The organism is Futiania mangrovi (genome assembly GCF_024158125.1).
Lineage (GTDB): Bacteria > Pseudomonadota > Alphaproteobacteria > Futianiales > Futianiaceae > Futiania > Futiania mangrovi.
Genome location: NZ_JAMZFT010000001.1, coordinates 1,219,844 through 1,245,695 on the forward strand (window position 1 = coordinate 1,219,844; position 25,852 = coordinate 1,245,695).

At 68.5% G+C, this 25,852-nt stretch carries 24 protein-coding genes; 10 read left to right on the forward strand and 14 right to left on the reverse strand.

Annotation, left to right across the window (positions count from 1 at the left end):
- The first annotated feature begins 152 nt into the window (after positions 1-152).
- Positions 153-1,520, forward strand: a complete 1,368-nt coding sequence (locus tag NJQ99_RS05775) for a TIGR03013 family XrtA/PEP-CTERM system glycosyltransferase (protein WP_269331837.1) — start codon at positions 153-155, stop codon at positions 1,518-1,520.
- Between the two features lie 18 nt (positions 1,521-1,538).
- Here the strand turns inward: NJQ99_RS05775 and NJQ99_RS05780 are convergent, their stop codons facing one another.
- The 5 genes from NJQ99_RS05780 to NJQ99_RS05800 form a co-directional block, all read right to left on the reverse strand.
- The gene (locus NJQ99_RS05780; protein WP_269331838.1) at positions 1,539-2,423 is read right to left on the reverse strand and encodes a S1 family peptidase; all 885 of its coding nucleotides are present in this window, start codon (positions 2,421-2,423) and stop codon (positions 1,539-1,541) included.
- 34 nt (positions 2,424-2,457) lie between these two features.
- Complete coding sequence (locus tag NJQ99_RS05785; RefSeq protein WP_269331839.1) at positions 2,458-2,955, reverse strand: cytochrome c-type biogenesis protein; 498 nt, start codon at positions 2,953-2,955, stop codon at positions 2,458-2,460.
- Positions 2,952-4,931, reverse strand: a complete 1,980-nt coding sequence (locus NJQ99_RS05790; RefSeq protein ID WP_269331840.1) for a heme lyase CcmF/NrfE family subunit — start codon at positions 4,929-4,931, stop codon at positions 2,952-2,954. Before NJQ99_RS05790 ends, NJQ99_RS05785 begins: the two co-directional genes overlap by 4 nt.
- Positions 4,928-5,371, reverse strand: coding sequence for a cytochrome c maturation protein CcmE (gene ccmE, locus NJQ99_RS05795; protein ID WP_269332086.1), 444 nt, complete (start codon positions 5,369-5,371; stop codon positions 4,928-4,930). The genes NJQ99_RS05790 and ccmE overlap by 4 nt, the downstream gene beginning before the upstream one ends.
- Before the next feature lie 213 nt (positions 5,372-5,584).
- Positions 5,585-6,538 (reverse strand): peptidoglycan-binding domain-containing protein, encoded by a 954-nt coding sequence (locus NJQ99_RS05800; RefSeq protein WP_331283266.1) that lies wholly within the window; start codon positions 6,536-6,538, stop codon positions 5,585-5,587.
- 451 nt (positions 6,539-6,989) lie between these two features.
- Between NJQ99_RS05800 and NJQ99_RS05805 the strand changes: the two genes are divergently transcribed.
- From NJQ99_RS05805 to NJQ99_RS05825, 5 genes are all read left to right on the forward strand, one after another.
- A complete protein-coding gene (locus NJQ99_RS05805; RefSeq protein WP_269331842.1) occupies positions 6,990-8,237 on the forward strand; it encodes a sarcosine oxidase subunit beta family protein in 1,248 nt (415 codons plus the stop codon).
- Between the two features lie 13 nt (positions 8,238-8,250).
- Positions 8,251-8,550 carry a sarcosine oxidase subunit delta gene (locus NJQ99_RS05810; protein ID WP_269331843.1) on the forward strand — a complete coding sequence of 100 codons (300 nt, stop codon included), beginning with the start codon at positions 8,251-8,253 and terminating at the stop codon, positions 8,548-8,550.
- A 2-nt stretch (positions 8,551-8,552) separates the two neighbouring features.
- Complete coding sequence (locus NJQ99_RS05815; RefSeq protein ID WP_269331844.1) at positions 8,553-11,561, forward strand: sarcosine oxidase subunit alpha family protein; 3,009 nt, start codon at positions 8,553-8,555, stop codon at positions 11,559-11,561.
- Positions 11,554-12,144, forward strand: a complete 591-nt coding sequence (locus NJQ99_RS05820) for a sarcosine oxidase subunit gamma (protein WP_269331845.1) — start codon at positions 11,554-11,556, stop codon at positions 12,142-12,144. Before NJQ99_RS05815 ends, NJQ99_RS05820 begins: the two co-directional genes overlap by 8 nt.
- A gap of 108 nt (positions 12,145-12,252) precedes the next feature.
- Positions 12,253-12,849 carry a helix-hairpin-helix domain-containing protein gene (locus NJQ99_RS05825; protein WP_269331846.1) on the forward strand — a complete coding sequence of 199 codons (597 nt, stop codon included), beginning with the start codon at positions 12,253-12,255 and terminating at the stop codon, positions 12,847-12,849.
- Here the strand turns inward: NJQ99_RS05825 and NJQ99_RS05830 are convergent, their stop codons facing one another.
- From NJQ99_RS05830 to NJQ99_RS05850, 5 genes are all read right to left on the reverse strand, one after another.
- Positions 12,850-14,895 (reverse strand): ASKHA domain-containing protein, encoded by a 2,046-nt coding sequence (locus tag NJQ99_RS05830; RefSeq protein WP_269331847.1) that lies wholly within the window; start codon positions 14,893-14,895, stop codon positions 12,850-12,852. It lies immediately after the preceding gene.
- Between the two features lie 39 nt (positions 14,896-14,934).
- Entirely contained in the window at positions 14,935-15,846 is a 912-nt protein-coding gene (locus NJQ99_RS05835; RefSeq protein WP_269331848.1) for a dihydropteroate synthase, read from the reverse strand.
- A gap of 38 nt (positions 15,847-15,884) precedes the next feature.
- Complete coding sequence (locus NJQ99_RS05840; protein ID WP_269331849.1) at positions 15,885-16,781, reverse strand: methylenetetrahydrofolate reductase; 897 nt, start codon at positions 16,779-16,781, stop codon at positions 15,885-15,887.
- 45 nt (positions 16,782-16,826) lie between these two features.
- Positions 16,827-17,135: a virulence factor gene (locus NJQ99_RS05845; protein WP_269331850.1), complete on the reverse strand. Its 309-nt coding sequence runs from the start codon at positions 17,133-17,135 to the stop codon at positions 16,827-16,829.
- 131 nt (positions 17,136-17,266) lie between these two features.
- Complete coding sequence (locus NJQ99_RS05850) at positions 17,267-17,998, reverse strand: DUF599 domain-containing protein (protein WP_269331851.1); 732 nt, start codon at positions 17,996-17,998, stop codon at positions 17,267-17,269.
- A 159-nt stretch (positions 17,999-18,157) separates the two neighbouring features.
- On the opposite strand from NJQ99_RS05850, the gene NJQ99_RS05855 reads away from it, so the two are divergent.
- The gene (locus tag NJQ99_RS05855; RefSeq protein ID WP_269331852.1) at positions 18,158-19,744 is read left to right on the forward strand and encodes a trimethylamine methyltransferase family protein; all 1,587 of its coding nucleotides are present in this window, start codon (positions 18,158-18,160) and stop codon (positions 19,742-19,744) included.
- Positions 19,745-19,826: 82 nt separating this feature from the next.
- Positions 19,827-20,843, forward strand: coding sequence for a GlxA family transcriptional regulator (locus NJQ99_RS05860; RefSeq protein WP_269331853.1), 1,017 nt, complete (start codon positions 19,827-19,829; stop codon positions 20,841-20,843).
- Between the two features lie 4 nt (positions 20,844-20,847).
- On the opposite strand, the gene NJQ99_RS05865 is transcribed toward NJQ99_RS05860, so the two are convergent.
- Positions 20,848-21,438 carry a DUF1638 domain-containing protein gene (locus NJQ99_RS05865; RefSeq protein WP_269331854.1) on the reverse strand — a complete coding sequence of 197 codons (591 nt, stop codon included), beginning with the start codon at positions 21,436-21,438 and terminating at the stop codon, positions 20,848-20,850.
- A 1-nt stretch (position 21,439) separates the two neighbouring features.
- Positions 21,440-22,147, reverse strand: a complete 708-nt coding sequence (locus NJQ99_RS05870; protein ID WP_269331855.1) for a corrinoid protein — start codon at positions 22,145-22,147, stop codon at positions 21,440-21,442.
- A gap of 190 nt (positions 22,148-22,337) precedes the next feature.
- Here NJQ99_RS05870 and NJQ99_RS05875 point away from each other — a divergent pair, with 190 nt between their 5' ends.
- Positions 22,338-23,273 carry an NAD(P)H-dependent flavin oxidoreductase gene (locus NJQ99_RS05875; protein ID WP_269331856.1) on the forward strand — a complete coding sequence of 312 codons (936 nt, stop codon included), beginning with the start codon at positions 22,338-22,340 and terminating at the stop codon, positions 23,271-23,273.
- Positions 23,274-23,291: 18 nt separating this feature from the next.
- Here the strand turns inward: NJQ99_RS05875 and bmt are convergent, their stop codons facing one another.
- Positions 23,292-24,323: a betaine--homocysteine S-methyltransferase gene (gene bmt, locus NJQ99_RS05880; protein ID WP_269331857.1), complete on the reverse strand. Its 1,032-nt coding sequence runs from the start codon at positions 24,321-24,323 to the stop codon at positions 23,292-23,294.
- 345 nt (positions 24,324-24,668) lie between these two features.
- Positions 24,669-25,100, reverse strand: coding sequence for a SufE family protein (locus NJQ99_RS05885; RefSeq protein WP_269332087.1), 432 nt, complete (start codon positions 25,098-25,100; stop codon positions 24,669-24,671).
- A 151-nt stretch (positions 25,101-25,251) separates the two neighbouring features.
- On the opposite strand from NJQ99_RS05885, the gene NJQ99_RS05890 reads away from it, so the two are divergent.
- Positions 25,252-25,821: a hypothetical protein gene (locus tag NJQ99_RS05890; protein WP_269331858.1), complete on the forward strand. Its 570-nt coding sequence runs from the start codon at positions 25,252-25,254 to the stop codon at positions 25,819-25,821.
- Positions 25,822-25,852 lie beyond the last annotated feature (31 nt).

Genomic DNA, 25,852 nt, shown 5'->3' on the forward strand with positions numbered 1-25,852 from the left:
GGGATATGGCATGGATCGTGCTTTGGCTGGCACCGGCTTTCGGGCTGGCGTAAGCATGTGCCGGACATCCCCCGGCACCCCCCGCGGAATGGCCCTGATGGCATTCAAGCGCATGCCGTGCTTAGAGGGGCGGTTGGCAAGAGAGGTTGGTTGTGCTGAACCTGTTCGGTCACTACGTCCGGGCGAATACCGTGCTCCTCGGGATCGCGGAATTTCTGTTCCTGGGCGTGGCCTTCTACCTTCTGGCTCTTCTGCTGCTCGGCGCGGCGGCGGGCGCCGGGGAACAGCATTTCGTGCTGACGCGCGTCCTTGTCCCGACCTGCGTGCTGATGCTGACGATGTTCTCGCTCGGCCTGTACGAGCCGCGGGCACGCCATGACCTGCGCGTGTTCCTGATCCGCCTGCTCGCAAGCTGCCTGGCGGGCGGGTTCGTCCTCTTCCTTTTCTTCATCCTCGTGGGTACGGGCGCGCGCGATGCAGGACTGACCGGGTTTTCGGCGAGCGGCGTCGCCTTCGTCGTCGTTCTGGTCCTGTGGTTCGCGTTCAACGCGATAACCCGCAGCGAGGCCTTCCGCACCCGCATGATCGTTCTGGGAACGGGCGAGCGCGCGGGCGAGGTGGCGAGCCTGGCGGCCCAGCCGGGCTCGAGCCTCTCGGTCGCGAGCATGCTGTCGGCCAGCGACATCAAGGACACGGAGACGGGCGAGGCGCGCAACCTTCTCGACCTGTGCCGGCGCACCGGCGCGACGGAAATCGTCGTCGCGCTGCAGGAGCGGCGCGGCGTGCTGCCGGTCAGCGAGCTTCTCGCCTGCCGGATGCACGGGATCAATGTGACCGACTATTCCACCTTCTGCGAGCGCGAGAGCGGCAAGGTGGACCTGGACAATGTGTACCCGAGCTGGCTGGTCTTCTCCGACGGCTTCCGGAACACGCAGCGCACTTTCCTCTGGAAGCGGCTGTTCGACGGAATCGTGTCGCTTTCGATCCTGACGCTCTGCCTGCCGATCCTGATCGGCACCTACCTGGCGGTGCGGCTCGACAGCAAGGGGCCGGGCTTCTATCGCCAGCGCCGCGTCGGCCTCGATGGCAAGGTGTTCGAGGTCTACAAGTTCCGCTCCATGCGCACCGACGCCGAGAAGGCGGGCGCGCAATGGGCGAGGCAGAACGACGACCGGGTGACGCGCGTCGGCCGCTTCATCCGCCGCACGCGCATCGACGAACTGCCGCAGCTGATCAATGTGCTGTCGGGCGACATGAGCTTCGTGGGCCCGCGTCCCGAGCGCCCGGAGTTCGTGGCCGAACTGTCCCAGGAAATCCCCTATTACCAGGACCGCCACAGGGTGAAGCCGGGGATCACGGGCTGGGCGCAGATCAACTACCCCTACGGCGCCTCGGTCGAGGACACGAAGGAAAAGCTGAAGTACGACCTCTATTACATGAAGAACTGCACGCTCTTCCTCGACTTCCTGATCCTGCTGAAAACGATCCGCGTCGTCCTGTGGCCCGAAGGCGTGCGCTAGGGCGGCGGACGCACTGCGCTACCAGCAGTCGACGCGCACGACAGCCTCCGCCTGCGCCTCCGCCTGGAGGGCCGATGCGGCCGCCGCGTCTCCGCCGTCCGGATAGGACGATGGCAGGCTGACGCCCGCCCCGCGGGCGAAACGGGCCAGGTCACCCGCCGAGATGGCAAGTCCAAGATTGGTGATGGTGACGCCGGTCGCCGCATAGACGGCAGCGGAGTTTATCTTCTGCGCGATCAGCCCCACGACCCGTCCCTGCCGGTCGATCACCGGGCTGCCGCTGTGGCCGAAGCGCACGTCGGCGGAAACCGGGACGCGACCGTCCGGCGGCGACATGTCCGACGGGATGCTGCCTTCCACGATGAGCGCCTGCATGGGCCCGATCCCCCGGAACGGATAACCGACAATGCGGATGTCCCGGCCAGAGGGATCGCCCGAGGCATCGAGCACGAGCGGCTGCACCGCGTGGGGCCGAGTGCGCAGCAGGGCGAGGTCGGTCGCGCTTTCCCGCGCCACGACACGGGCAGGAAGCCGTTCCCGCTTGCGGGTCAGGACCGTCACGTCCTTGCAGGCGGCAACGGTGTGGAGGGAGGTCAGCACCTCTCCGCGCGTACCGATGAAGAAGCCCGTGCCATAACCCTTCACCGCGGGCAGGGTGCGGTCGGGCGCAGCGATCTGGCCGGCGATCGCGGCGCGGCGCGCCTGCTGGCGTACCTCCGCCTCGCTCTCGGATATCACGGTGCCGGTACACTTGCCGGAAACGACACGGGAGACCGCGTCGCGCGCCGGATCGTAACAGAACTGGACCTGGGATGCCTCGTCGGCCCGCGCGGAAGTGGACAGTGCCGCTGCAACCAGCGCCGCCGCACATCCCGCCGCCGTCCACGCCCGCGATGCGTTCATCGCATGCACCCCGCGCCCGATGCGCGACGCCCGGCTACCCGTCCTTCCCGGCCTGCGGCCCCTTCAGGAGGGCATCGAGCCTGCGCTGTTCCTCCGCCGAGAGTGGCGCCGCGCCATCCCCGGCCTGCTTGCGGGCCGTCGCGCCCAGAAGGCGCCATACACCGAAGCCCGCCACGGCAAACAGCAGAAACGGCCCGAACCACAACACGTAAGTCTGCGGCTTCACGGGGGGTTTGAGCAAGACAAAGTCGCCGTACCGGCGCACCAGAAAGTCCACGACCTCGGCATCCGTGTCGCCGTCGACAAGGCGTTCGCGCACGATCAGGCGCATGTCTCGGGCAAGCTGCGCGTCGGAATCGTCGATCGACTGGTTCTGGCAGACGAGGCAGCGCAGCGTCTTCGAGATCTCGCGCGCGCGCTCCTCCAGCACAGGATCGTCTAGCTGCTCGTCCGGCTCGACCGCGGTGGCGAAGGCGGCACCCGCCAAACCGAGCGCGAAGAGCAACGCGAGGAATGCCACGCGCAGGCTCATGCCGCTGCCTCCGCCGTCTTGCGCCGGCTGCGCGGCTGCGGTGCGCCGACGCGAAGACGCCGGTCGGCGAGCGACAGGCATCCGCCGAGCACCATCAGGCCCGCCCCGCCCCAGAGCCAGGGCGCGAGCGGATTGTCGAAGATCCGCACGCTCCAGGAGCCGTTCTCCTGCACCTCGCCCATGACGACATAGAGGTCGCCCAGAAGCCCGGTGACGATCGCCGCCTCGGTCGTCGGCATGCGCTGGACGGGATAGAACCGCTTCTCCGGCGTCAGCGTCTTGCCCGCGAAGCGGCCGTCCGTCACCGCCAGGTTTCCGGTCACCGACATGTAGTTGGGACCGCGCACCCGCTCCACCCCGTCGAAGCGCAGCGTGTGGCCGGCCACCGTCACCGTGTCGCCGGGCGCCATGATGACAAGTTCCTCGGTCTTCCAGCTTTCGACCGCGACGACACCCGCGAGGAATATGCCGAGCCCGCCGTGGGCCAGCGCCATGCCCCAGACGCTGCCCGGAAGCCCCCGGGCGCGCGCCCAGGTGTCGCCAAGAGGCGCGCGGAAGGCGCGCGTGCGCTCCGCGAGGTCGCACAAGGCGCCGACGACGAGCCAGGTTGCGAGCCCCATGCCGAAGGACGCAAGCAGCGGCGTGCTCCCGCTGAGTGCGGCGGCAACGGCGGTCACGGCCACCGCCGCGACGGCGGCGGCCACAAGGCGCTGGAACGCGCCTGTGAGGGTGCCGCGCTTCCACGCGAGCATCGGCCCGAAAGGCACTGCCAGCAGAAGCGGCACCATCAGCGGCCCGAAGGTCAGGTTGTAGTAGGGAACGCCGACGGAAACCTTGTAGTCGAACGCCTCGGCAAACAGCGGGAAGAGCGTGCCGAGAAGCACTGTGGCGCAGGCCACCGACAGGAAGAGATTGTTGAGGATCAGCGCGCCCTCGCGGCTGACCGGCTGGAACACCGCGCCGGACGACATCTGCGGCGCACGCCAAGCGAACAGCGCGAGCGCCCCCCCGATCGCGACGACGAGCAGGCCGAGAATGAAGACCCCACGCGTCGGATCGGTCGCAAACGCATGGACCGAGGTCAACACGCCGGAGCGCACAAGGAAGGCTCCCATCAGCGAGAGCGAGAACGCAAGAATCGCGAGCAGGATCGTCCAGATCTTCAGCGCGTCGCGCTTCTCCACCACGATGGCGGAGTGGAGCAGCGCGGTCGCCACCAGCCAGGGCATGAAGGAGGCGTTCTCCACCGGATCCCAGAACCACCATCCGCCCCAGCCAAGCTCGTAATAGGCCCACCAGGAGCCGAGCACGATGCCGAGCGTCAGCGCGGCCCAGGCCACCAGCGTCCACGGCCGAACCCAGCGCGCCCAGGCAGGATCGACGCGCCCCTCGAGCAGGGCAGCGACGGCGAAAGAGAAGACACTCGAAAGCCCGACATAGCCCAGGTAGAGGAAGGGCGGGTGAAAGGCGAGGCCCGGATCCTGAAGCAGCGGGTTGAGGTCGGCCCCGTCGAGCGGCGCGGGATCGAGGCGCAGAAACGGGTTCGATGTCACGAGGATATAGGCGAGGAAGGCGACACCGATCAGGCCCTGGATGCCGATCGTGCGCGCCGCGAGCGTCGACGGCAGCCGCCGCCCGCCCATCGCGATCATGCCCCCGAAAAGCGCAAGGATCAGCACCCAGAGGAGCATCGAGCCCTCGTGGTTCCCCCACACGCCCGTCACCTTGTAGAGCATGGGCTTGAGCGAGTGCGAGTTCTGCGCGACGTTCGATACGGAGAAATCCGACACGACGAAGGCGTGCATCAGCGCAAAGAAGGAGATCGAGACGAAGAGAAGTTGCGTCAGCGCAGCCGGCGCCGCCATGTCCATCAGCCGCGCGCTGCCGCGATGGGCGCCGTAAAGCGGAACGACCGCCTGGACGAGCGCGACCGCGAGCGCGAGAACGAGCGCGAAATGCCCAAGCTCGGGGATCATTGGGCGCCCTCCTGCCAGTGGCCCTGCTTCTTCAGTGCGTCCGCAACCTCGGGCGGCATGTAGGTCTCGTCATGCTTGGCAAGCACGGTCGCGGCGAGGAACGAGCCGTCCGGGCCGAACGCCCCTTCCGCGACGATGCCCTGCCCCTCGCGGAACAGGTCGGGCAAGATGCCGTCGTAGCGCACGGTCATGGTGTTCGCGGTGTCGGTGATGTCGAAGGCAACCTGCCGCCCCTGCCCCCGGATGACCGAGCCGTCGACGACGAGTCCGCCGACCCGGATACGCTGGCCGGGCTCGACCCCCTTCGCCGCAACCTCCGTCGGGCTGAAGAAGAAAACGACCTGGTCCTGAAGCGCGGTGAGGACAAGCCCGACAGCCACCGCGAACACGGCCAACCCGCCCGCGATCAGGCCGATCCTCAGCTTCTTGCGACGCGTCATCATCTTGCCGTGACCACCTTGCAGAGGGCCTTGTCCCTGAACGCAATTCTATTTAGCGAGCCGAGGCTCCCGGCGAAAGGGCGCGAGGATGCCTGCGGCGATCAGTCCGGAGGATTCCCGCGCCTCCGCGGCCCGAACTGCCACGAAACGGTGTAAAGAAAAAGGGGCGCCGAAGCACCCCTTCTCCCGTGATCTGCGTCAAGCGCCCTGCGTTCAGGCCGGGTTGACGCCAAGCATGCGCAGCGTCTCGATCGTCAGCTCGCCCGAGCCGAGGCCCTTGTCCTTCTGGAACCGCTCCAGCGCGTCGTAGGTGCCGCGGCCCAGAACGCCATCGATCTTGCCCGGATCGTAGCCGGCATTCTTCAGCGACGTCTGCAGACGGGTCACCCAGTCCTCGGTCATGTTGACCTCGCAGAGGATTTCCCGCCACTCGATCGAGCCGTCGGACATCTTCACGCGCTTGGTCACGGTCTCGTACTCGGCCGGAACCTCGGTCACGACCTGGCGGGCAGGCTCGACGACCTTCTTGACCTTGATGGTCTCGTACTTCGCCGGAATCTCGACCTTCACGGTCTTCGGCGGCTCGACCATGATGCGCTTGCGCACCTTCTCGGTCACCGCAGGGACGACCTCCTCGACGACCTGCGCCGGGGTCTTCATCACCCGCTTGCTGACGGTCTTGTACTCGGCCGGAACCTCGACAAGGCACATCGTCTCGCCGGTGCCGCGCTCGACCTTCTGAATCGGGCCGCAGTTGTTCTGCCAGGTGGTGTAGGCGGCGCGCACCAGCACCTGCTCCTCAACCTCCTCGAACTCCGCCGGGACGGGCACGAGCTTTGTGGATTCCTCCTGCACGACGACGATCTCGTCGACGAAGTCGTACTGAGCCTCCACAAGCTCGAACTTGAAGGAGGCTTCCTCGACGAGAACCTCCTGCTCGACCTCCTCGTACTTCGCAGGGATCGTCTCGACCTCCTGCGAGGCGGGCTTGATCAGCACCCGCTCCTCCTGCTCGGCATATTGCGGCGGGATGAACACGCGCGCGAAGCACTGGCCGGGCTTCGCATTCGGCGGCAGGTTCAGGCCCGTCGTGTCGGTGGAGGCGGTTTGCGCCATTGCCGGCGCGGCGAGCGCGAGCGCAGCCGCCCCCGCAAGAACAATCCTCAATCCCCTCATCGATCCCTCCAAGATCACTGCAGAAACTCTCGCAAAACGCCCCATCCCGCTTCCGGGTCCGGAGCGCCGCCATACGGGCGCCAAGGTGAACCCAACGCCAGAACCAGCAAAACCCCCGGTTTTCCCCGGCTAGACCTACACCGATTCGGCTACATGCGCGACCTGACACATGATGCCCCGGCGGGCGTCAACCCCGCACCGTCGCAGACATCCCGGCCGGACATGTGCAACCTGGACGCACTCACCCCGTCCTCTCCGTGAGACGACCGCGGAACCGGACTATTCCCGGCCTGCAAGAAAATCTTGCCATGTCCCCGCGGCAGGGTGGCATGTCGCAATTGCAGCACAAGTGTCGCAAACTGTCCGTGACATGCGCGCCCGGGCGGATAGGGTCGAGCGCAGCAGGATAACCGCTTCCAGGAGCGCGGGGATACATTTTCGGATGACACGCTTCTCGGCCTTCGCGATCGCGCGCAACGCGCTGAGCTTTCACAAGGACTGGGGACCGCACTGGCGCAATCCCGAACCGAAGCGCCAGTACGACGCGGTGATCGTCGGCGCCGGCGGGCACGGGCTGGCGACGGCCTACTACCTCGCCAAGGAGCACGGGCTGACCAATATCGCGGTGCTGGAGAAGGGCTGGCTCGGCGGCGGGAACACGGGGCGGAACACGACGATCATCCGGTCGAACTACCTCCAGGACGCCTCGAACGCGATCTACGAGCTTTCGCGCGCGCTCTACGAGGGCCTGTCGCAGGAGCTGAACTACAACGTCATGTTCTCGCCGCGCGGCGTGATGATGCTCGCCCAGACCGAGCACGAATACCGCGCGCTGCAGCGCACCTCGCACGCCAACCGGCTGAACGGCGTCGAGACGCGGATGATCACGGCGGACGAGGTGAAGCGGATCTGTCCGATCCTCAACACCTCGCCCAATGCGCGCTATCCCGTTCTGGGCGCGCTGTGGCAGCCGCGCGCCGGGACCGCGCGCCACGATGCGGTCGCTTGGGGCTATGCCCGGGGCGCGGACGCACGCGGCGTCGACATCGTGCAAAACTGCGAGGTCACGGGCATCGACGTCGAAAACGGGCAGGTCACGGGGCTCACAACCACCCGCGGCCACATCCGCACGCGCAAGGTTGGCGTCGTCGTCGCGGGCCACACGAGCCAGCTGATGGCGATGGCCGGGGTGCGCATGCCGATCGAGAGCGTGGCGCTGCAGGCGCTCGTCTCCGAGCCGATCAAGCCGGTCATGCCCTGCGTCGTGATGGCCAACACGGTGCACGGCTACATGAGCCAGTCCGACAAGGGTGAGCTTGTGATCGGCGGCGGCGCCGACGCCTACAACAATTTCAACCAGCGCGGCTCCTTCACCTCGCTGGAGCACACGGTCCGCGCCCTGGTCGAGACGTTCCCGGCGATCTCGCGGCTCCGGATGCTCCGGCAATGGGGCGGCATCGTCGACATGACGGGCGACCGCTCCCCCATCCTGTCGCGGACGCCGGTCGAGGGGCTCTACGTCAATTGCGGCTGGGGCACCGGCGGGTTCAAGGCGATCCCCGGATCCGGCTTCTCCTTCGCGCGGCTGATCGCGCGGGGCGAGGACGACGTCTGCGGGCCCTTCTCGCTCGACCGCTTCCGCGAGGGGCGGATGATCGACGAGTCGGTCGCCGCCGCCGTGGCACACTGAGGGAGGGCGGATCATGCTGCGCATCACCTGTCCCGTCTGCGGTGCCGAGGGCGACGAGACCGAGTTCGCTTATGGCCACCAGGCTCACATCCACCGCCCCGGCCCCGACTGCACGGACGCCGAGTGGGAGGAGTACCTGTTCCTGCGCGAGAACCCGAAGGGCTGGCACGCAGAACGCTGGCTGCACGCCTTTGGATGCGGCAAGTGGTTCCACGCGGTCCGCCACACGGTAACCATGGAGATCGCTGGCACCTACCCGGCCGATGCAAAGCCGCCCGCCGACCTGAAGACGCTGCTGGAGGGAGCGGCCTGACCATGCCCCACCGCCTGCCGACAGGCGGCCGGATCGACCGGTCGCGCCCCCTCACCTTCCGCTTCGACGGCAAGACCTATCGCGGGTACGAGGGCGACACGCTCGCCTCCGCGCTGATGGCGAACGGCGTGATCCTGATGGGCCGCTCGTTCAAGTACCACCGCCCACGCGGACCGATCGCCGCCGGGGCGGAGGAGCCGAATGCGCTGGTCGAGGCCGGCGAGGGCACGCGGCACGAGCCGAACCTGCGCGCAACGCAGGTGGAGCTTTACGAGGGCCTGACCGCCCGCTCGCAGAACCGCTGGCCGTCGCTCGCCTGGGACGTGGGCGCGGTCAACAGCAAGCTGGCGCGCGTCTTCCCGGCGGGCTTCTACTACAAGACCTTCATGTGGCCGCGCAGCTTCTGGGAAAAGCTCTACGAGCCGGTGATCCGGCGGGCGGCGGGCCTCGGCACCGCGCCGAAGGAGCGCGACGGCGACACCTACGAGCAGATGCACGCCTTCGCCGACGTCACGGTCGCGGGCGGCGGGGTCGCGGGCCTCGCGGCAGCGTTGGCTGCGGCGGAGGCCGGCGCGCGCGTCTTGCTGATCGAGGACCAGCCAGTGCTCGGCGGGCGGACGCCGGACGAGGGGCACGAGATCGCGGGCAAGCCAGCCGCAGACTGGATCGCGCAAACGGAAGCCGCGCTGCGGGCGCACGCCAACGTCACGATCCTGAGGCGCACCACGGTCGTGGGGCATTTCGACCACAATTATCTGATGGCGGCCGAACGGGTCGGCGACCATGCCCCGGCGCCGACGGCCGGGGCGGCGCCGCGCCACCGCCTGTGGAAGATCCGCGCCCGGGAGACGGTCGTCGCGGCAGGCGCGATCGAGCGGCCGATGGTCTTTGCCAACAACGACCGGCCGGGCGTGATGCTCGCCTCCGCCGTGCGGACGTTCGTTGCGCGCTACGGCGTGTCGCCCGGCCACCGGGTCGTCGTCTTCACCAACAATGACGACGCCTATCGCACGGCGCTGACGCTCGCCGACGCGGGCGTGATGGTGCCGCTGATCGTGGATGCGCGCGAGGGCTCCGACGGCGACCTCGTCCGCCAGGCGCGCGAGCGGGGGCTGTCGATCCGGTTCAAGGCGGGGATCGCCACGGCGCTCGGCACGAAAGCCGTGACCGGCGTGCGCGTGGGCACGCTGCGCGACAGCGGACGCATGGGCGACCCGCTGGAGACGATCGACTGCGACGCCGTCGCCATGTCGGGTGGCTGGAACCCGGCGGTGCACCTCTTCTCCCACTGCGGCGGCAAGCTGCGCTTCGACGAGACGCTCGCGGCCTTCGTGCCGGGGGAAACGCGGGAGCGGCTGACGGTCTGCGGCGCGGCAAACGGGGCGATGACGCTCGACACCGTACTCGCCGACGGGGTCGCCAAGGGGCACGCGGCGGCGGCGCGCGCGACGGGAGCAGATGTGGGCAAGGCCCCGAAGCCGCCCAGGGCCGACGCGCCGCGGGAGGCGCCGCTCGCGCCGATCTGGTTCGTGCCCTCGCTCCCGCCCTATGCCGAGGGGAACAAGCACTTCCTCGACCAGCAGAACGACGTGACCGCGGCGGACGTGGAGCTTGCGGCGCGCGAGGGTTACCGCTCGGTCGAGCACACGAAACGCTACACCACGCTCGGCATGGCGACGGACCAGGGCAAGACGTCGAACATCGCAGGGCTAGGCATCCTCGCGGACGCACTGGGCAAGCCGATCCCGAAGGTGGGGACGACCACCTTCCGCCCGCCCTACACCCCCTACTCCTTCGGCGCGATCGCGGGACGGCGCGCGGGCGCACTGTTCCACCCGGTCCGCAAGACGCCGATCAGCGACTGGGCCAACGCCCACGGCGCGGACAACGAGCCGGTGGGCGACTGGCGCCGCCCCTTCTGCTACCGCAAGCCGGGCGAGACGCGCGAGCAGGCCGTCACGCGCGAGGTGCGCGCGGTGCGCCAGGCGGTCGGGCTGCTGGATGCTTCCACCCTCGGCAAGATCGAGGTGCGGGGACCGGATGCGGGCGAACTGCTCGACCGCGTCTACACCAACATGATGTCGACGCTGATGGCCGGACGCTGCCGCTACGGCCTGATGATGAACGACAACGGCTTCCTGTGGGACGACGGCGTCGTGGCGCGGCTGGGCGAGGACCGCTTCGTCCTGCACACGACGAGCGGCAATGCAGGCCGGGTGCGCGCGTGGCTGGAGGAGTGGCTGCAGACCGAGTGGTTCGACCTCAAGGCCTATGTCACCGACGTGACGGAGCAATGGGCGCAGATCGCGGTGGCGGGACCGAAGGCGCGGCGGCTGCTGGAGAGCCTCGACAGCGACATCGACTGGTCGGCGGACGCCTTCCCCTTCATGGCGCAGGTGAGCGGACGTCTGGCGGGCTGCCCGGTGCGTGTCTACCGGATCAGCTTCTCGGGCGAGTTGTCCTACGAGATCGCCGCGCCGGCCAGCCAGGGCCTGCACCTGTGGCAGGCGCTGCTGACAGCGGGCAGCGCGCTCGGCGTCCAGCCCTATGGCACCGAGGCGCTGCACATCCTGCGCGCGGAGAAGGGCTTCATCATGATCGGGGACGAGACCGACGGGACGGTCACGCCGCGCGACCTCGGCCTCGACTGGGCGCTGTCGAAGAAGAAGCGCGACTTCATCGGCAAGCGCGCGCTGGAGCGCCCGGAGATGACGCGGCCCGACCGCAGGCGACTCGTCGGCCTGCTGACGGAGGAGGCGCAGACCGTCCTGCCGGTCGGCGCCTGTGCGGTGGCCGATCCGAACGCCGCCAGACCGATGAAGACGATCGGCCACGTGACCTCCAGCTACATGAGCCCGACGCTGGGCCGTTCAATCGCCATGGCGCTCGTCGAGCGCGGGCCGGAGCGGATGGGAGAGACGCTCTCCTTCCCGCTGGAGTCGGGCGTCGTGCGCGCGAAGATCGTGGACCCGGTTTTCTACGACAAGGACGGGGAGCGGCAGAATGTCTGACAGCGTTCCGATGCTGAAGAGCGCGCTCGACGGCGTCGCGGCGGGCCGGACGGGGCTCGCGCTAGACCTCGCGGAGGTGTTTCCGCAAGGCATGGTGACGCTGCGGGCGGACGCTGGCGAGGCGTTTGAGGCGGCACTCTCCTCCCTCGGCCTGCCGCCACTGCCCGGCGTGCGCCGCTCGACGGTCGCGGACGGGCGCCGCCTGATCTGGATGAGCCCGGACGAATGGCTGCTGCTGTGCGCCCATGGGGAAGCCGCGGACCTTGCCCAACGTCTCGACGCTGGGCTCGAAGGCGTCCCCCACGCGGTGGTCGATGTGTCGGACGCGCGCACGGTGTTGCAGATCCGCGGCGCGGGCGCGCGGGAACTTCTGATGAAGGGCGCGCCCGTCGACCTGTATCCGGCCTCCTTCGGCGTCGACGACGTGCGCCGCACCCAGTTCGCCGAGGTCGCGTGCGCCTTCTGGATGATCGCCGACGGCCCGCCTGCCTTCGAGATGGTGGTCTTCCGCTCCTACGCCGAGTTCGTATGGCGCTTCCTGGCCGACAGCGCCCGCAAGGAGGCGATGATCCGGCTGTTCTGACCGCACCCGGTTGTCAGCGCCTCGGCTTTCGGGCGACACTGGCCCCCTTGCCGGCGCGGTACCCTGCTGGCCAAGGGATTGGGCATCTCGCCACCGGGGACGTCGCACATGGGCTTCTTTGTTACGATTCTTGTCGGTTTTGCAATTGGCTATGCCTTCTGCTTCATGCAGCGTGGGAAGCGGGAGGAGCGGCTGCACGACAGCTGGCGCCAGCGCCTGACGCAGGCCGAGACACAGGCGCGCGCACTGCGCGACGACCTGAAGGCCGCGCGGGAGGCGGGCGCGGGCGGCCCCCAGGGAGGCGGCGCGGCGATCGACGAGTTGCGCCAGAAGCTGATGGCCTGCGAATCCGAGCGTGCGCGTGCGCTGGCCGAGGTCGACCGGCTCAAGGGGGCCGGTGCAGCAGCACGCGCACCCGCAGCCCCCTCCGCCCGGCTTCTGGAGAGCGAGGCCGCCGCCCGCGCCGCCGCGACGGGGATTCCTGCCGCGGACGCGGATGCCGCGCCCGACGACCTCACCCGCATCAAGGGCGTGGGTCCGAAGCTCGCAGGCCTCCTGAACGAGCTTGGCGTCTTCACCTTCGCGCAGGTCGCCGCGTGGACGCAGGCCGACATCGACCGCGTGGACGAGCGGCTCGGCAGCTTCAAGGGCCGTATCCGGCGCGACGATTGGGTCGCACAGGCGAAAACGCTCGCGAAAGGCTGATCAGGCGGCGGGCGTGCCGCGCCGCCGGCGCCGTGAACGCCCGCCCTCGCCCGCCTCCGCCGCCGCCGTCACCTCGCGCGGCGGCAGGTCGACCGCCTTGGCAAGCTCCGTATAGGGAGCGGTCGCGTGCGGGATCGCCATCGCGCCCACGAAATGCTCCTGGAACTTCGGCTCGACCGCCGTCTCGATCTTCTCGATGCGGCGCACGACGTCCTCGATCTCGGCGCGCGCGGCCGTGTTGAGCAGCGCGATGCGTGCGCCCGTGCCTGCGGCGTTGCCCGCCGAGCCGACCTTTGCCGGGTCGCAATCGGGGATGAGGCCCAGCACCATCGCGTAGACCGGGTCGATGTGGCTGCCGAACGCGCCCGCGAGCGTCACCCGCTCCACCCGGTCGATGCCGAGATGATCCATCAGCAGCCGCGCGCCCGCGTAGAGTGCGCCCTTGGCAAGCTGGATCGCGCGCACATCGCCCTGCGTGATCCGCACCGCCGGGTCGCCGTCGTGCAGGAGGTAACTGAAGGTGCGCCCCTCGCCCGCGATCCGGTGCGTGCGCGCGCCCTTCGTCCCGTCGACGATGCCGTCCGCGCGGATGAGGCCCGAGAGATACATCTCCGCCAGCGCCTCGATGATGCCCGACCCGCAGATGCCGGTGACGCCGATGCCCGCGACGGCTTGAGCGAAGCCCGGCTCGTTCGACCATAGGTCGCAGCCGATCACCTTGAAGCGCGGCTCCAGCGTCTCGCGGTCGATGCGCACCCGCTCGATGGCGCCGGGGGCTGCGCGCTGGCCGCAGGAGATCTGCGCCCCCTCGAACGCCGGTCCCGTGGGCGAGGAGGCCGCAAGCAGCCGGTGGCGGTTGCCCAGAAGGATCTCGGCATTGGTGCCCACGTCGACGATCAGCGCGATCTCGTCGGAGAGGTAAGGCGTCTCCGACAGCGCGACAGCAGCCGTATCCGCGCCCACGTGCCCGGCGATGCAGGGGAGCACATAGACCCGCGCGCCGGGGTGAAGCTTCAGGTCAAGCTCGCTCGCGCGCAGCGACTGCGCCGTCCCCGCCGCAAGCGCGAAAGGCGCGCCGCCAAGCTCGCTCGGGTCGATGCCCAGAAGCAGGTGATGCATGATCGGGTTGCCGACGAACACCGCCTCGAGAATGTCCCCGGGCGCTATGCCCGCCTCCGCCGCCACTTCCGCCGCGAGGTCGCTGATCGCCTCGCGCACCGCCGCCGTCATCTCCCGGTCGCCGCCGGGGTTCATGAGGACGTAGGAGACGCGGCTCATCAGGTCCTCGCCGAAGCGGATCTGCGGGTTCATCACGCCGGCGGACGCCACCACCTCCCCGCTCGCGAGGTCGCAGAGGTGGGCGGCGATGGTGGTCGAGCCGACGTCGATGGCAAGCCCGTAGATCCGGTCGCGGAAGTCCGGCCAGACGGCGACGATGCGTGGGCCGGCGCGATCCTCGTGCACCGCCACGGTGATGCGGAAGCCGCCCTTGCGCAGCGCGGCTTGCAGCACGCGGATCACGTCGAGGTCGGCGGCCGCCCCCTCGATCCCCCATTGCGCGGCAAGTGCTGCCTGCACGCGCTCGAGGTCGCCCTGCGGCTTGTGCATGTCCGGCTCCTCCACCTCCAGGTAATGGAGGCGGGTGGCCGGGTTCATCTCGATGGCGCGGACCTCGGCCCGCTTGCGGACGACCTGCTTGTGGACCTGGCTGTCGGCGGGCACGTCGATCACGGCGTCGCCCTGCAGCGTCGCGGTGCAGGACAGACGCCGGCCCGCCTTCATGCCGCGCTTGGAGCGGTAGCGTTCCTCGACCGCGCTCCACGGGCTCAGGTGCCCCGCGCGGCTGGTGAGCCCGTGCTTGGCGAACTCCCCCTCCGACAGGACGACCTGGCAGCGCCCGCAGATCCCGCGCCCGCCGCAGACGGAATCGATGTCGACGCCGAGGGACCGCGCGGCCGTCAGGATCGGCGTGCCGACCGGGAAACGGCCACGCCGCCCGCTTGGCGTGAAGACGAGGAGCGCGTCGCTGGTCTTGCCATCCGGCATGATCGGACCTGTCAGCTTGCTTGCGTTTCGCCCGGCGCCTCAGGCCGCACCGCCGCGCCGGCGGCGGCGTTCGCGGCGGCCGCCTTCGCCCTCTGCCCCCTCGGGCGCCGGCGCGCGGTTCGCGGTCAGCCAGGCGCGGCAGTCGGGGTCGACGCCGTTCAGCGTGTTGGCCGCACGCACGCCGTCCATTTCCTCCTTGTGAAGCGGGTTCATGATCGCGCTCGTCATGCCCGCGCAGGCGGCCATCGAGAGGAAATGGGCGTTCATCGCGTGCCGGTTCGGGATACCGAAGGAGATGTTGGAGGCGCCGCACGTCGTGTTGACGCCCAGTTCCTCGCGAAGGCGGCGGATCAGGGTGAAGGCCTGCTTGCCCGCGGCGTTGAGCGCGCCGATCGGCATGACCAGCGGGTCGACCACCACGCGGTCCTTGGAAATGCCATGATCGGCGGCGTGCTCCACGATCTTCTTGGCGACCGCGTAGCGCACGTCCGGGTCCATGGAGATGCCCGTCTCGTCGTTCGAGATGGCGACGACGGAGGCGTCGTATTTCTTCACCAGCGGCAGCACACGCTCCAGCGATTCCTCCTCGCCCGTGACCGAGTTCACCAGTGCCTGCCCCTTGTAGACGGCAAGCCCCGCCTCCAGCGCGTCGATGATGGAACTGTCGATGGAGAGCGGCACGTCGACGATGGACTGCACGAGCTGGATCGTCTCGGCGAGGATGCGCGGCTCGTCGGCGAGCGGGATGCCCGCGTTCACGTCGAGCATCATGGCGCCCGCCGCAACCTGCGCGACGGCGTCGGCCTCCACCATCGAATAGTCGCCGTTCTTCATCATCTCGGCGAGCTTCTTGCGGCCCGTGGGATTGATCCGCTCCCCGATCACGCAGAACGGCTCGTCGAAGCCGATGACGACCTTCTTCTTCTCCGAGGTGACGACGGTGCGGGCCATGGGCTGAAATCCCTCAGCTTGAGGATATAAAGATGTCTTTATGCGACTTGCCGTGTCCCGCGCGCATTGTCAAGGGGCTGGGCGTGCAACCCGCCCCGGTTCCCGGCGATCCACTCCGCCGTCTGGCGCAATCCGCCGAGGGGGAAGAAATGCAGCCGGCGGATCGCCGAGGCGGGCGTCTCCGCGACATGTTCCGCGATGCGGCCGACGAAGGCGTCGGGTCCCGCGACCGACATCAGCTTCGTCATGTTGCGCGCCTGCCGGGTCAGCACCCGCATGGACGGGCCGATCCCGCACATGGTCGCATACTTGATGAGGGTCGAGAGCTTGGCCGGACCTGCGACGCCGAGGTCGATGGGCAGCCGGTTGCCCCCGGCGCGAAGCCGCTCGGCCCACGCGATGCAGGGCGCGGCCTCGAAGCAGAATTGCGTGGTGATCGACAGTGCGTCGCCGGTGCATTCCGCATAGGCGTTCTTCCAGGCGAGCGCGGCGGCGATCCCCTCCTCCCCGATGTCCCGGTTGCCTTCCGGATGCCCGGCGACCGCGACCGTCCGTATGCCGGCGTCCGACAGCGCGCCTGTCTCAAGCACCGCCATGCTGTCGGCGAAGGGGCCGCGCGGCCGCTCGATCCCGCCCGCGATGCAGAGCGCGGAGGACACGCCCGCCTCGCCCGCATACGCGCGCGCCCATTCCCGCAACTGGTCCTCGCTGTCGAGCAGGCGGGCGGGGATATGGGGACGGGGGCAGAACCCCTCGCGCACGAGCCTGCGCGCCGCGCCCAGCATCTCCGCGAACGGCGTCCCCTCGATGTGGGCGACATAGACCGTCGTGCCGCGCGGCAGCAGGTCGCGCAGGTCCGGAACCTGCCCGATCTGCTTCGGGGTCACCTCGATGGTGAAGCTCTGCAATAGCGCGCGCACGGCAGGTGTCGTCATCCCGTCACTCCAACCGGGGTCTCTCGCGCCCCGTCCAGACCGTTGTCAGTCCGGCGCCGCCGCGTACCCGCCCCGCTCGACGAGCGCCTTGAGACGCCCGGGCGTGAGTTCCGCCTCGATCCGGGCGACGGCATCCTCGACCGCCGCTTCCAGATCGTCCTCGCAGGGCTCGGGCGCGCCGCGCCGCCACTCGGCAAGATAGGCATCGGTCCCGCTCGCTCCCACGCGCATCGCGCACCGGTCGATGGCCTGTTCGAAGCGCTCCGAAAGCTGCCGCTTCGCCGTCCGCCGCCCCGCCCTGGCGATGACCTGTGCGGGGATGTCGCGCCAGTACACGACCGTGAGTTGACCCATGTCCGATCCGTCCTTGCCGATGTGAAGGGTTACGCGAATGCGCGGGGCCGTCCGCTGCCGCCAGCGACCGGGCGCGCGCCGATTGCGACAGAGGTGCCGGATTCGCGGCCGTTTTTGAAGCCTCACGCGGCTCAGGGGCCCGGGGGTGTCTCCGGCCCGTCGGGCGCGAACGCTTCCGCGATGTCGAACGCGCGCGAGGCGAACTGCCGGTGGGCCAGCACCGCGCATACGAGAAACGTGGTCAGCATCAGCGTCAGCGGCCCGATGAACCAGCCGAGATAGGCCAGCGCGAAGAAATAGGCGCGCAGGCCCCTGTTGAACTGCTTGGCCGCGACGATGTTCATTTCGGCGGCGCGCAGGGCCGCGTCGCGTGCCTCCGCCGTGTCTGCCTGGTCGGTCAGCGGTGCCGCGCCCACGAGGATCGAGCAATAGTTGAACAGCCGGAACGCCCAGCCGAACTTGAAGAAGGCGTAGACGAAGATCATCGTGAAGACGAGGATCTTCGCCTCCCACGCAGCCGGGTCCATGCCGCCCACCAGGAAAGGCACATCCGACGCCACCGCCATGATCCGCTCCGTCGCGCCGAGCAGCGCAACGCTGCCGCCGATGGCGAGGATCGAGGTCGAGGCAAAGAACACCGTGCCGTTCAGCAGATTGGCGAGGATCGCGGTGTCGACCATCCGCACCTCGCGCGTCAGCATCCGCAGCATCCAGCGCCGCCGCGCCTCGTTCATGCGCGTGGTGAGCGTATGTCTGGCCAGCGGGCCGGTATCGACCACCAGCGCGAACAGGATCCACCCGCCGAAGAACACGGCAACGGCGGCGAAATCGAGTGCGGAGAGCCCCATGTCGGGCAGCGGCATGCCGGACCCCTGTCTTGCGTTGGCCGAGGTCGCTCACGGTGCATGGCTTGCCGCGAATGGGCAAGGCGCGCCATGCGGGCGCGCGAGAATTGGGCGAGCGCGCGGCATCGAGGCCATGCGCTTCCGCAACGGTCCATCTCCAAGGGAGGCGCGTGGCCCATGTCCGATACCGACCCCGGCGGTGCGATGGATCCACAGGCCGCATCCGCGGGGCGGAGCGGCAGGCGCGGGCGCGGGGGGGCGGATGCGCGACGCGCGCGCCGCGGCGGCGGCGGCCTCGGCCCCCAGATGACGGCCATCGTGCGCAAGGTGCCGCTCTACGACCCCCTGAGCGAGGAGGGTCTCACCCTTGTCGAGGAGAACGCCGAAACCGTCCTGCAGGAGATCGGGATCGAGTTCCGCGACGATCCGGAAATCCTCGACCTGTGGCGCGCAGCCGGGGCCGACGTGCAGGGGGAGCGCGTCCGCATGCCGAAGGGTCTCTGCCGTGCGCTGCTGAAGACCGCGCCGCGGCGCTTCGTCCAGCATGCACGCAACCCGGATCGCTCGGTCGAAATCGGCGGCGATTCCATTGTGTTTGCGCCAGTTTACGGCCCGCCCTTCATCCACAATCTCGACGAGGGGCGGCGCTATGCGACCATCGAGGATTTCCGCAATTTCGTGAAGCTCACCTGGATGACGCCGTGGCTGCACCATTCGGGCGGCACCGTATGCGAGCCGGTGGACCTGCCCGTCAACAAGCGCCACCTGGAGATGGTACTTTCCCACATCCGCTATTCCGACAAGCCCTTCATGGGTTCCGTCACCGCGCCGGAGCGGGCCGAGGACACGGTCGAGATGGCCCGCATCCTGTTCGGCGCGGATTTCGTGGATCGGAACACGGTGCTCCTCAGCCTCATCAACGCCAATTCGCCGATGGTGTTCGACGAAACTATGCTGGGCGCGTTGAAGGTCTACGCTCGCGCCAACCAGGCCTGCCTCGTCACCCCCTTCATCCTGTCGGGCGCGATGTCGCCCACGACCGCCATCGGCACGCTGACGCAGGTTCTGGCGGAGGTGCTGGCGGGCGCCGCCGTCACCCAGATGATCCGCCCGGGCGCGCCTGTGCTCTTCGGCGTCTTCGCAAGCTCCATGTCCATGCAGTCGGGCGCGCCGACCTTCGGCACGCCAGAGCCGTCGCTCGTGCTCTATGGCGCGGCGCAGCTTGCCCGCCGCCTCGGCCTGCCGTTCCGCTCAGGCGGCAGCCTGTGCGCTTCCAAGCTGCCGGATGCGCAGGCGGCCTATGAATCCGCCGCCACCATGAACGCGACCATGATGGCGGGGACCAACTTCGTGCTGCACGCGGCGGGCTGGCTCGAAGGCGGGCTCGCGGCGTCCTACGAAAAGTTCATCCTCGATATCGACCAGCTCGGCATGTACCAGCGCTTCGCGGAGGGCTACGACATGTCGGAGCGCGGGCAGGCCATGGACGCGCTGCGCGAGGTCGGACCCGGCAACCATTTCCTCGGCTGCGCGCACACGCAGGCGAATTTCGAGAGCGCCTTCTACCGGTCCTTCACGGCAGACAACAATTCCTACGAGCAATGGCTTTCCGAAGGTGGACTGAGTTCCGCCGACCGCGCCAACCGCATCTGGAAGGAGCTGCTCGCCGGCTACGAGGCCCCGCCGCTCGACCCGGGCATTGCCGAGGCGCTCGACGACTTCGTGGCCCGGCGCAAGGCCGAGATGCCTGACGCCTTCGCCTGATCTCGGTGATCCGATCCGGAATTGACGAGTCGGCGGCGCTCCTGTGTCCTTGATGTGTGGGTGAACGGACGGAGGCGCGGCCATGAGCAGGACCGAGATCGGCGAGCGCCCGCACCATGTCGCCTTCCTGCTGGTGCCCGAGTTTTCGATGGCGGCCTTTTCCTCGGCCGTCGAGCCCTTGCGCATCGCCAACATGCTGGCCGAGCAAGAGGTGTTCACCTGGGGACTCCTCAGCGTGGACGGCGCGCCCGTTGCCGCGTCGAACGGCATCGTCTTCACACCGTCGGGTGGGCTCAAGGATCTGCGCCGCGGCAACACGGTCATCGTCTGTTCCGGCCTCAACGTGCAGAAATACCAGACGAAACCGCTGGAGAACTGGCTGAGGCGGCAGGACAGGCTGGGCGTCAATCTCGGTGCGGTGTGCACCGGCTGCTACATCCTCGCGCATGCCGGGCTGCTCGATGGCTACCGCTGCACGATCCATTGGGAAAACCTCGCGTCCTTTACCGAGGAATTTCCCGATATCACTGTTTCGACGCACCTTTTCGAGATTGACCGCAACCGCTTCTCGTCCGCTGGCGGCACCTCGCCCATCGACATGATGGTCACGCTGATCGCGCTGGCGGAGGACCGGGATCTGGCGCAACAGGTGGCGGAAGAACTGATCCACGCGCCGATCCGAGACCAGACGGAGCATCAGCGCATCTCGCTCCCCGCCCGCATCGGCGCGCGTCACCCGAAGCTCGTGCAGATCGTCGCGGCGATGGAGGAGAATTTGGAAGACCCGCTCTCGCCCGCCGAGCTTGCGCGGGACGCCGGCCTCTCGACGCGGCAGCTCGAACGCCTGTTCCGCCGGTATCTCAACCGCTCGCCAAAGCGATATTACCTCGAGTTGCGCCTTCAGAAGGCCCGGCAACTCCTTCTGCAGACAGATATGTCCGTCATCAATGTGGCGATGGCGTGCGGCTTCACCTCGCCCTCCCACTTCTCCAAGTGCTACCGCGCCTTCTTCGACCGCACCCCCTATCGCGAGCGCGGCCTGCCCGGACCGCATCTCGCCCGCGCCGTCGAGCAGGCAGAAGATTTCGCCCGCGGCTGACCGCTCAGGCTGCGAGGAACCGTGCCAGATCGCCGTAGCCGGTGACGCGCCGCTCGAAAGCGAGGCCGAGACGCCGGGCCGCGTCCTGCGCCCTCTCCGTCAGGTCCGGATCGTCGGTCTGGGCGAGGTAGACCACGCGCTCGTAATTTCCGAAATAGAGGTCGCGCAACTCTGGATGCCTGTCGAGGCCCAGGCCCGCCCACACGATCGCGTCGAACTGCCGCGCAAGGAAATCCGTCAGAAAAAAGGATGTTACGTCGCGTTCTTCCGTTTCGGCGAACCTGTCGAGGCCGCTGAAGAACGCATAGCAATGGGGACCCGCGATCCGCTCCGCCCCCTCCTCCGCAAGCACGGCGTCGAGCCGCCCGCCGGTCCCGCAATCGCCGTAGAGGACGAGCGGGCGCGCGCCTTCCGCCTTCGCCTGGCGGATCTTCGCGCGCACGGCCTCCGGAATCCGGTCGGGGCGGTTGTGCAGTTCCGCCGGCAGGCAGCGCAGGTCGACGCCCTCCAGCCCCTGCTGATCCAGCACGGCCAGCACCTCGCGTGCGAGCGCGCCGCACGCGATCAGGACGGTGCGGGGCCGGCCGGTCGTCATCTCAACCCGCCGCGCGGGCGTTGTGGCGGCGCGCGATCAGGTCCTTCGCCGTCTCGACCGCCACCGCCGCGTCACGGCAATAGGCGTCCGCGCCGATGGCCTTGCCGAACTCCTCGTTCAGGGGGGCGCCGCCGACGAGGACGATGAAGTCCTCGCGCATGCCCTTCTCCTTCAGTGTGTCGATCACGACCTTCATGTACGGCATGGTCGTGGTCAGCAGCGCCGACATGCCGATGATGTCCGGCTGATGCTCCTCGATCGCGGCCAGGTAGTTCTCGACCGGGTTGTTGATGCCGAGGTCGATCACCTCGAACCCCGCGCCCTCCATCATCATGGAGACGAGGTTCTTGCCGATGTCGTGGATGTCGCCCTTGACCGTGCCGATCACCATCTTGCCGATCTTGGGCGCGCCCGTCTCGACCAGCAGCGGCCGCAGGATCGCCATGCCGCCCTTCATGGCGTTGGCGGCGAGCAGCACCTCCGGCACGAACAGGATGCCGTCGCGGAAGTCGTTGCCGACGATACGCATCCCCTCGACCAGCGCCTTGGTGAGGATGTCGTAGGGCTCCCACCCGCGCTCCAGCAGGATGTTCACCGCCTCCTCGATCTCCTCCTTGAGGCCGTCGTAGAGGTCGTCCTGCATCTGCTGGACAAGCTCGTCGTCGTCGAGCGTGCCGAGATCGAGATCGTCGTCCTGGTCATCCGCCATGGGTCATCTCCTGCCGTCCTGCAGACGTACGTCCGCTTAGTTAGAGGGTTCCGGGGGAAATTTCCGCCATCGTGTGCGACATGGCCGCCAACGATTGCGACATGAAGGGGGCTGCCCTGCCGATCCGGGCCTTGGCTGCCGCTGCGGTATGCGTGCTAAATCGCGGAAAACCCCCACGGAGAGATACCCCATGCCGATTCCGCCCGCCCTGTCGCGCAACCTGGCCCTGCCCGCGATCGCCTCGCCCATGTTCCTCGTCTCGGGGCCTGAACTGGTGCTCGCGTCCTGCAACGCCGGCGTGATCGGCACGTTTCCGGCGCTGAACCAGCGCACGACGGAAGGTTTCGCCGAATGGTGCGACATCATCGAGGGCGGGCGCACGCCCGATGCCGCGGCCTGGGGCGTCAACCTGGTCGTCCACCGCAGCAACACCCGCATCGACGCCGACCTCAAGGTCGTGGCGGACAAGAAGGTGCCGCTGATCATCACCTCGCTTGGCGCGGTGAAGGAACTCGTCGACGAGGTGCACGCCTATGGCGGCGCGGTTTTCCACGACGTCATCAACCTGCGCCACGCGCGCAAGGCGGCGGAGGCGGGCGTCGACGGCCTCATCCTCGTCTGCAACGGCGCGGGCGGCCACGCGGGCACGCTGAACCCCTTCGCCTTCGTGTCGGAGGTGCGGCAGATGTTCTCCGGCACCATCGTGCTCGCGGGCTGCCTCAACACGGGCCGCGACGTCGCCGCCGCCCGCGTCATGGGGGCGGACTTCGCCTATCTCGGCACGCGCTTCATCGCGACGCAGGAGAGCCGCGGCCCGGACGACTACAAGCAGATGATCATCGAGGCGGAGGCCAAGGACATCGTCTACACGCCCGCCATCTCCGGCGTGCACGGCAGCTTCATGCGCCAGAGCATCGTCGAGGCCGGTCTCGACCCCGACAATCTGCCGGAGGGGCATCAGATCGACTTCAGCAAGGAAGGCCGGGAGGCGCGCGCCTGGAAGACCGTGTGGTCGGCGGGCCAGGGCGTCGGCGGCATCCACGACAACCCGACCACCGCGGAACTCGTCGCCCGCCTGAAAGCCGAGTACGATGCCGCAATCGCCGAGGCAGGGCGCCCCTTCTGAACCTGCGCCGACAGCCATTCAGGCCCGCCTGCGTCCGCGGCGGCGGCCGGCACGCGCCTCGTCGTCTCCCGCCGCGGGTGCGGCGCCGCCCGCGCGCGCAAGTTCGGAGATCTCGCCGAGCCGGGCTTCCACCTCCTCCGGCGTCGGGCGCGCGCCGGGCGTGTAGCCTTCGAGCGCGTCGCGCATCGCCTTCAGATGCTCGGGCTTCGTGCCGCAGCAGCCGCCGATGATCCGCGCGCCCGCGTCGAGCGCGAGGCGGGCATAGTCCGCCATCAACTCAGGCGTGCCGGTGTAGGCGATCTCGCCGTCGACGAACTTCGGCACGCCGCAATTGGCCTTGGCGACCACGACCGCCCCGGGCCGTGCGCTGGAGATGCCGAGCACGGTGCACACAAGCTCGCTCGCGCCCACGCCGCAGTTGGCGCCGATGGCGCAGGGTTCGGGGTGCAGATGGCCCGAAAGCTCCCCGAGCGCTGCGGGGGTGATGCCCATCATGGTGCGGCCGGCGGTGTCGAAGCTCATGGTCGCGACGATGGGAACGCCGGCGCGTGCCGCCCCTTCGATCGCCGCGCGGACCTCGTTCTCCGCCGACATGGTCTCGATCCAGAGCGCGTCCGCCCCGCCCGCCTTCAGGCCCTCCGCCTGCTCGGCGAAGGTTTCGACCGCGTCCTCGTAGGCAAGTGCGCCCACAGGCTCCAGCAGTTCGCCGGTCGGCCCCATGGAGCCCGCGACGACCACCGGGCGGCCGGCGGCGTCTGCAACCTTGCGGGCGATCGCAGCGGCGGCCGCGTTCAACTCGTGCACGCGGCCCTGCGCCTGGTGCAGCTTCAGCCGGTGGCGGTTCGCGCCGAAACTGTTGGTCAGGATGATGTCTGCGCCCGCCTCGACGAAGGCGCGGTGCAGCGCCTCGACGCGGTCCGGGTGGTCGACGTTCCAGAACTCCGGCGGGTCACCGGATTCCAGCCCCATCGCGAAGAAATTCGTGCCCGTCGCCCCGTCGGCCAGAAGCCAGGGACGTTCGTCGAGCAGCGTCTGCAAGAGCGAGGTCATGCGTCATCTCCTTGAAGATAACGATATGTAGAAAACTTTATATCCCCTTGCAACCGCTGTCTGCGCCCACGGCAGCGGCGGGAGCGTTAACCATACCAAATTGAATTAACTATATTTTCTGGTCCGAATCGGAGCAGGTGCCCCTTGCGGATCGTTTCATTTCGATTAAACTTTGATCGAATTCGGGACGGGGAAACGTGACGGCCAGCCATGACCCTCACATTGTTCGAACGGTTCTTGTGCCTTCAGGTCGGGTTTGCGCTCGATGCGCTGCTCGCCGCGCTGGAACGGCTCGCCTGAGGCCGCCCCGCCTCCAACCCCTCGCTTCACAAACTTCATGCCAGGTCAGTGAAGGCGCCCATGTACCGGGCGCTCCCCGCGCGCATAGGCCTGCACATAGCGCACCATGGAGGCGAGGCCGTTCGATCGCTGCGGCGTCAGGTGCTCGGTCAGGCCGAGCCTGGCAAGCGCGCCCTGCGCGTCGATTTCGAGGATCTCCGCCCGCGTCCTGCCGGAATAGAGCGCGAGCAGGATTGCCACCAGCCCGCGGACGAGATGGCTGTCTGAATCGCCCCGGAAGACCAGCACGTCGCGCGCCTCGTCGAGGTCTGCACGCAACCAGACCTGGCTGACGCACCCCTCCACCTTCGTTGCGTCCGAATGATCGGCGGGGTCGAGCGGCTCAAGCTCTTTCCCAAGCTCGATCACATAGCGGTAGCGGTCTTCCCAATCGTCGAGAAGTTCGAAGTTTTCGACCAGGTCGTCGAGTGTCGGCAGGCTGCTCATGGGGCGTGATGTAGCGGGCAGGACTGTCTGCGTCACCCCCTCCCGGACCTCCCGCCCCGATTTTTCGGGGGGATCCGCTTGACACATGGCCGCCCATCCTGACAATCTGCAAATGCAAACTCTTTGCAATATGGATTGAGCCATGCCCCTGCCCCGCCGCTACACGATTCCCGTATCCGACCGCAGATGGATACGCGACCTGACCGAGGCGGAGCGTCTCGTCATCTGGTCGATCCGCCGCTGGGCTTCTGGGCGCGAGCATTGGCCGCTCGTCTGGCGGGAGCATGGGAAGCTGCTGGGCGCCTATCACGGACATGCGACTCTCGCCGCCCTCGTCCGCTACCTCGGCGCGATCTGCAAGGATGCGGGCCGCACCGTCGGCCACCACGCCGCCTGCTGCCCTTGCGTGGGGCGGGACGAGGCGCTGATGCTCAGCCTCGCGGCCGCCGCGCACGCAGGACACCACGGCCTTGCGACTGCGCATGCCGCCACGCTCCTGTCCCCCGATGGCATGATCCTGGCCGACCGCACCCGCGCGGCGATTGCTGCCGGCGCCGCTCTCGCCGCGGCGATGGAGGCAGCGGGCTGGCCGCTCGCCTATCGTGGGGACTGGCGCGTGCGTGATATCGCCCCGGCCGGGAACCGCGACGCGGCCCCCTCGATCTCGGCCGACCCGCCGGTGCACACCGTCCCGCGCTTCCCACGCGCGTGACCCTGGCGGCCGGGGAAGGCTTCCTGTCCCC